Below are 4,785 nucleotides of genomic sequence, written 5' to 3'. Positions count from 1 at the left end.
CCTTTTTCCCGCATGGCGGAGTAGGCATTGGTGCAAAGATTCATGAGCACTTGGTGGACCTGGGTCGGGTCGGCGAGTACCATGCCACAGTCGACTACATTCTGGTGAATGGCGATGGTGGTCGGGATGGATGAGCGCGGCAGCTTGAGCGCCTCCTTGATGATCAGATGAATTTGCAGTAGCTGCCGTTGCTGTTCCCCTTGTCGGCTGAAGGTGAGGATCTGTTTGACCAGCTCCTTGGCCCGCCGACCCGCCTTCTCGATCTCCTGCGCCATGCCGCGCTCCGGACTGCTGTTGGGTAATATCCCGGCAATCAATTCGCTGTAGCCTAAGATCGGCGTGAGGATGTTGTTGAAGTCATGGGCGATTCCACCGGCCAAGGCGCCAATGGCCTCCATCTTCTGAGATTGGCGCAACTTCTGTTCCAGCTGTTTGAACTCGGTAATGTCCTTGGCAGAGTGCACGAGCCCATAAAACTTACCATTTTCACTCACCATCGGCGACATGGTGACCCAAAAGGTCTTTTTTAACCTTTCGTGATAGAGTTCTGCTGCGTGAGTCTTCCCCTCCTGAAGAACCGCGTAGGCGGGGCACTCGCTGCAAGGGACATCATCTTCCCTGAAGAGTTCATGACAACGGCGGCCAACGATCTCATCCCGTGGCAGGTCAAAAAAAACAGAGGCGGCTTTATTTGCCTGAAGGATGCGAAAATCCTTGTCTTGTACGGTGATGATCTCATCAAGAATGGAATCAAAGGTTAACTCCCACTGCTCCTTAGCCTTACGAATCTGCTCCTGGTCTTGTTTCAGCTGGGTGATGTCCTGGGCCAGCAAGAAACAGCCCTGTACTCCGCTACCGTTTTCAAAATGAGGGAGCAAGGTGGCGTGAAACTGACGCAGGCTGCCATTGTCAATGGGGATAGCGCCTTCATACTCAGCCGTTTTGCCGCTCAACGCCTGAGTAAGATGAGAGGAGATCTCACGATAATTCTTTTCCCCAAATAGCTCACAGGCCTGACGGCCGATTATCTGTTCGGGTTTCAGGTAGAACCAATTCTCAAACTCTTGGTTGATGAATCGAAAGCACGCATCCTGGTCCACGTAGGCGATGAGCACCGGCAACCCATCCGTCAATTGTCGGAGAAGCAGTGTCTGGTCCCTGATCTGTTTTTCCGCAGCTACCTGCAAGTCGAGCATCTTGTCCAAGGCAGTGGAAATGACAGCCAGTTCGTCTGCCCCACCAAGCTGCGACCGGGCAGTGTTCTCACCCAGGCCAAAGCGATTGATCGTCTCGCAGACCCTGCGAGCGCGACGGAATAAAACTACATACAGAAAAAACAATAAAAACATTACAATAGCCAGGGACAGGGAGAAGACAAAGAAGACTTCCCGATGCAGCGTTTTTTGCCATGACGCCTTGAGCGGTTGCATCCCATACTCATGATAGAGTAGGCCGATTCGAGCAGGGTCTCCTCCGAAAAACAGAGGGGCAACGGCATAGATGATCTGCTTGTCCCGGCTGAAGATGATCTTCCTTTTGGGGGTGCTTACCCTGGCATCAAAAAGATTTGTCGTCAGTTGTTTTCCCTCAGCCGAGATGTCACTCATGGCTAAAGGGTGTCCCTCCCATGCCGGGTTTGAGGCGCTGACGATGCGCTTTTTTTCGTCTACCACCATGGTGACCTCTCCATTGTCAGCGCTTTGGGAGAGAAGGGCAACCTCCTTTTTTAGGCGCTCCATGTCTTCAATCCGTAGGGTGGCATTCATATGGACCTGATTGCGCATCATGATCTCGTCGACAAAATCGACCCCTTGTTTCTCAACCAACTTGACCCCGGCAGTGTTATAGGTCTGATAACTTACAGCGCCGCGCAGAATAGCCATGGTCAGGAGCAGCGCCGGGATTGTGATACGTAGAGGATAACGGGAAAAAATATTCATTGGGCTGCCTCCTGTGCAGCGGGGAAATTGCTGGTGGTGGCGGATTGACGCTGGAATCCTGGTGGCGTGGAAGACTGACATAAGTGCAACAGGAAACATCCCAGGTTTCTTAATGAGCTTATTATTACTATGAGGGTTAATTTCGAAGAAGTCAATCGTGCCAGAGGGTAATCAAGTAACAATGGCTAGGTTACAGCTCTTTAAGATGGAGAAATTTAACAGAAATGATGGCAATAATAAATCCTACAAGGTGGCAGTTTGAAAATTCTTATAGACTGTACGTGACAAAATCGGCCAAAGTTCCGTCGTTTCTATTCCCCGATAGTTACTTAGCCAGTCTCTGGTATTCATTCCTCTTGAAATAATACAGCTATCGAGTAGCCTATTATTTCATCACAGATGAGTGTGACACTCCCAGGAGCGGTCATTTTTCGTAAACGTTCACCGGGCACCCGGTAGACGTTTACAGTCCGGTGAAATCCGCACGTTCAACGCTTCTGGTGAACGATTGCCATTTTTCAATGATACTTTGTTCTATCCGCTTCGATTTTAACTCCTTTGATAATTATATGCCCGAATCCCTGAATGATTTTTTACTGAAGATCCCATTTTTCAAGGAACTTAATCTCTCCCTGACAGAACGAGATGAATTAGTTCGACTCATTGAGGATGAGTATCTTTTTGAATTTTTATCGTCAATTATCAGGGAGTCTGAAGATATCCTGGCAATTTCCCCTAACCTTGATCGGCTGGTGATCCTTGAACTTGCCGCAGAAAAAATCGCTCATGCCCTTAAAGCTGCGGCTGCATCCATCCGCCTTTTTGACCCCAAGTCTTTTAAGATGCTGACTTTTGGCGCCTACGGCCTGCACGACAACGAGCGGTCTTTAGCCATTCCGGTCAAAAAATCCATTGCCGGTCGAGTAGTTGAGGAAAAAAGAAGCATTGTGGTTCCCAGTATTATGAAGAATCCTTTGTACAGGGAGAAAACTATCGTAGCGCAGAAGGGATTTAACTCTTTAATCGCGGTCCCTCTCCAGATGCCAAGCTTTGTAGGCTCGACCAACGATATCTTGGGTTCGCTCCAGATATATTTCTTGGAGGATGACCGTCTATTTAATCGACTTGAAGTTATCAGGGCCGAGATGCTGGCCAGGCGGGTTAGCTATGTCATGGCCAAGAAGAGAATTCTAGATATGAAGTCCTTGAATGACAAGAAGGAGGCGATTTCTGATAAGATTTTCGTTAAACTTAGCCATCGGGAAGGGATTAAGCTGAGGGACTTTTTTAATCTGATCGTCCCTGAGCTGGATGAATTTATCAAGCTCCATAGCTGTTCACTCTTCACACTTTCGGACGATCAGATGAGCACTTACTTGGAGGCATCATATCCTCCTGATCATACTTACCATGAGCATGGTCACCTTTTTACCCTGAAGCATCACGGCTATTTCTGGGCTGCGGTTCATGGCACCAAAGAGTATGCCGATATGCCGTATGAACGGATTGACCCTTCATACCTCTTAATCAAAGATCCTTTCCAGAGCAAGTTGATTGGCCCCGGCCTGCTTGCCTTCGCTCAGAGGGAAGATATTCACTCGATTCTCTTTGTCCCTCTGAGAACGGCATCTGTCACCCGACACATTCTTTGCTTTTTTGCTACCCAACAAAAACAGTACTTCACTGAAGATGAAATCGAGCTGTTAACCTTTTTCGGCAAGGAGATCATGAAGGCAGTGCGCCTGGAATTTTTAGGCGATATGCTGCATGATTTCAAAAATCCAGCCGTTGCAGTGGCAGGTCTTGCAGCACGTTCGCGAAAGCTTATGGATAGTGATGACTTGAATCCCTTGCGCGAAAAACTTCTTTACTATCAGGATGTAGTGGTCAGGGAGACGGCACGTTTGCAGGATCTGGCATTGACCATGACCGGGGAAGGGAGAGAGGAGAAAATTGATTTGGGGCAACTGGCCAAGGAGCGTTTCGCGCTCAATGAGCATGTCATCGAAGAGTCGAAATATGCCAATATCAGAGTAAACCCGGTCTCAATCGAGACAGGGTTATTCGTCCTCTGTCCTCGATATGGGCTAGAACGGGTTCTGGACAATCTCTTTAACAATGCCACCAAGGCCATTCCACGAGAGGGAGGTTATATTGAGATGCGCTGCTTCGGTTGTGGGAATATGGCCTGTCTTGAGATCGTCAATTCTGGTGAGATCGATCAAGATCAAATCGCGCTGGTCACGAAGGGCGGGGTCTTGGGTCGAGGCCTTAATATCGTATCCCGATTTATTCAGAATAACCAAGGCAAACTTGTTATCGTCTCTGAGAATGGTGTGAGCATTTTTACTATCAAACTGCCCCTGTATAAAAGATCATAAAGGAGTGAAGGTTACGAAAATACATTTTAAACAATTAACGCGGTGGTACTGGTTTGTGATGTTGACATAGGTGTTGGGAGAGATCTTCATCGGCATGGAAATCCCGTTACCTCGTAGCTGTTTAGTTTTGTAGGTTATGGTGAAGGATGGCCATAGAAGTGAAGGTGCCCACTTAAAATAATGAGGAACCTGATTTTCGTTGCCTATTGCAGGATTGCAATCATGCAATGCCATAAATTGCAATCCTGCAACGTCGATTAGCCATCTTTTTGAATCGGGCTTTTTGGGGCAACAATTAACTGTGAGTTGTCGTGCTCCCCAACACGTAATTTCTGCTGCTGCATTAGCTGAGGTGAATTTTTTGCTTTTTCCACTCAATTATATTCAATGACATTGTTGTTATTTCTGTGAAGGCAGCAAACCTGGGAAGATGGCTGTCTCGTAGGGTTTCCCGCCATGGCGAT

The 4,785-nt window shown here is 47.9% G+C and carries 2 protein-coding genes; one reads left to right on the top strand and one right to left on the bottom strand.

Annotation, left to right across the window (positions count from 1 at the left end):
* Positions 1-2,039: PAS domain S-box protein (locus FP815_00145; GenBank protein MBA3013351.1), on the bottom strand; the 2,039-nt coding region annotated here is incomplete at its 3' end.
* Between the two features lie 422 nt (positions 2,040-2,461).
* On the opposite strand from FP815_00145, the gene FP815_00140 reads away from it, so the two are divergent.
* On the top strand, positions 2,462-4,321 hold the full coding sequence (locus FP815_00140) for a GAF domain-containing protein (protein ID MBA3013350.1): 1,860 nt from the start codon (positions 2,462-2,464) through the stop codon (positions 4,319-4,321).
* Positions 4,322-4,785: the final 464 nt, after the last annotated feature.

This window comes from Desulfobulbaceae bacterium, assembly GCA_013792005.1.
In the GTDB taxonomy this organism is placed as follows: Bacteria; Desulfobacterota; Desulfobulbia; order Desulfobulbales; family VMSU01; genus VMSU01.
The sequence above is the reverse complement of the archived record's forward strand: the minus strand, read 5'-3'. Positions and strand labels throughout refer to the sequence as shown.